2 protein-coding genes and 2 pseudogenes are annotated in these 2,508 nt (G+C 73.8%); all 4 read left to right on the forward strand.

Going from position 1 to position 2,508, the window contains the following annotated elements; translation table 11 throughout:
* Window positions 1–352 (forward strand): annotated as a pseudogene (locus JNW89_RS34460) (hypothetical protein); the annotation flags it as partial.
* Window positions 277–798 carry a carbohydrate ABC transporter permease gene (locus JNW89_RS34465; RefSeq protein WP_238452218.1) on the forward strand — a complete coding sequence of 174 codons (522 nt, stop codon included), beginning with the start codon at window positions 277–279 and terminating at the stop codon, window positions 796–798. The pseudogene JNW89_RS34460 and the gene JNW89_RS34465, both read left to right, overlap by 76 nt.
* Before the next feature lie 26 nt (window positions 799–824).
* Window positions 825–1,679 (forward strand): annotated as a pseudogene (locus JNW89_RS34470) (glycoside hydrolase family 43 protein); the annotation flags it as partial.
* A 38-nt stretch (window positions 1,680–1,717) separates the two neighbouring features.
* The gene (locus JNW89_RS34475) at window positions 1,718–2,458 is read left to right on the forward strand and encodes a hypothetical protein (protein ID WP_238452219.1); all 741 of its coding nucleotides are present in this window, start codon (window positions 1,718–1,720) and stop codon (window positions 2,456–2,458) included.
* Window positions 2,459–2,508 lie beyond the last annotated feature (50 nt).

Genomic DNA, 2,508 nt, shown 5'->3' on the forward strand with positions numbered 1-2,508 from the left:
TGCCGGCCGGGTCGGGGCCACCCTGTGGCTGCTCGTGGTGGTGCTGCCGCTCTACTACATCCTGGTCACCAGCCTGCGCACCCCCGACGGCTACCTCAACGACGGCGCGCTGGCCCTGCCCGGGACACTGACGCTCGACAACTACGGCCGGGTGCTGGGGCAGGGCTTCGCCCGGCTGCTGGTCAACAGCGCGGTGGTGACGCCGCGACGATCGTGCTGGTGCTCGCGCTCGCGCTGCCCGCGGCGTACGCGATCGTGCGCGGCACGAGTCGGGCCGTGCGGGTCGGGTTCTCGCTCTTCCTGCTCGGCCTGGCCATCCCCGCCCAGGCCGTGGTCGTCCCGATCTACCTGATCATCACCCGGCTCCAGCTCTACGACTCGCTGCTGGCGGTCATCCTGCCCACCGTGGCGTTCTCCCTGCCCATGTCGGTCGTCGTGCTCACCAGCACACTGCGCGACATCCCCGACGAGCTGTACGAGGCGATGACGGTCGACGGGGCGGGCCCGGCGCGCACCTTCACCCGGCTCGTCGTGCCGCTGGCCCGGCCCGGCCTGGTCAGTATCGGCATCTTCAGCGGGCTGGGCGCCTGGAACGGCTTCCTCTTCCCCCTCGTGCTCACCCAGAGCCCCGAGCAGCGGGTGCTGCCGCTCGGGCTGTGGAACTTCCAGAACCAGTTCGGCACCGACGTGCCCGGCCTGATGGCGCTGGTGGTGTTCTCCGCGCTGCCGGTGCTCACCCTCTACCTGTTCGGCCGGCGTCACCTGCTCGGCGGCCTCACCGCCGGCTTCGGCAAGTGACCCGCCCCCCACGAGGAGACCTCCCCATGACCAGCGGGGTAACCACGCCCACCACCACCCGTCTGATCCACAACCCGGTACTGCCGGGCTTCCACCCCGACCCGTCCATCCTGCGGGTGGGACAGGACTACTACCTGGCCACCTCGACGTTCGAGTGGTACCCGGGGGTGCGGCTGCACCACTCCCGGGACCTCGTCCACTGGCGCCCGCTCGGCGGCATCCTCACCGAGCGCCGCCTGCTCGACCTCACCGGCGTCGGCGACTCCTGCGGCGTCTGGGCGCCCTGCCTGTCGTACGCGCACGGCCGGTTCCACCTCGTCTACACCGACGTGGCCAGCTTCGCCAGCGGCTACTGGGACCCGCAGAACTACGTGGTCACCGCGCCCGACGTCACCGGCCCCTGGTCGGACCCGGTGCCCGTGCACGCGCACGGCTTCGACCCGTCGCTCTTCCACGACGACGACGGCAGCACCTGGCTACTGGCCATGCGCGCGGACTGGCGCCCCGGGCGGGACTCGTTCGGCGGCATCGAGATCCAGCGGTACGACCCGGTGGCCGGGCGGCTCGTCGGCCCACCCCGGCTGATCTTCGAGGGCACCACCGCCGGGGTCACCGAGGGGCCGCACCTCTACCGCCGCGACGGCTGGTACTACCTGCTCACCGCCGAGGGCGGCACCAGCTGGGAACACCAGGCGACGGTGGCCCGTTCCCGGTCGCTGTTCGGCCCGTACCGGCCGGACCCGGCGGGCCCGCTGATCAGCTCGCACGGCCGGCCCGAGCTGCGGTTGCAGAAGGCCGGCCACGGCAGCCTGGTCGAGACCGGCGACGGCCGGTGGTACCTGGCCCACCTCACCGGCCGCCCCTACACCCCGCTGGGCAACTGCGTGCTGGGCCGGGAAACCGCCCTGCAACCGGTCGAGTGGACCGCCGACGGGTGGCCCCGGGTGCGCGGGGGCGTACCGGCGACGTGGTGGCCGCCCCCGACCTGCCGCCGGCGCCGTGGCCGGCGGAGCCGGCGACCGACCACTTCGACGCCCCCACCCTCGGGCCGGCCTGGTCCACCCTGCGCCGCCCGGCCACCCCGGACTGGGTCGACCTCGCCGCCCGCCCCTCCCACCTGCGGATCGTGGGCGGCCAGTCACCGGTCGGGCGGCACCGGCCCAGCCTGGTCGCCCGCCGGGTCACCGATGCGCGCTGCGCGCTGTCCACCGTGCTGGAGTTCCGGCCGGAGACCTTCCGCCAGCTCGCCGGGATCACCGGCTACTACAACAGCCGCAACTGGCACTACGCCTATGCCAGCCTCGACGACGCGGGGGAGCCGGTGCTGGAGGTGCTCAGCTGCGACTCCGGCCGGCGCACGGCGTACCCGGAGGCCACCGTGCGGCTGGGGCGGCGCACGCGGATCGGGCTGCGGGTGGTCTTCGACGGGCCGGCCTTGCGGTTCTCCTACGACCTCGGCGACGGGTGGCGGCCCCTGTCACCCGTGCTCGACGCCACCATCCTCTCCGACGAGCACGCCGCCCGCGCCGTGGACGGCGAGCCGACGGGCTGGGGCTTCACCGGGGCGTTCGCCGGCCTCTGGGTGCAGGACATCGGCGCCGACGGCGGGTACGCCGACTTCGACTCGGCGACCTGGCACACCGGCGCGGCCGTCGACTGACCGTCGGGAAACACCGGGACTCCCGGTCGGCGCGGCGGGTGCGGGCCGGC

It is taken from the genome of Micromonospora sp. 4G55 (assembly GCF_016803375.1).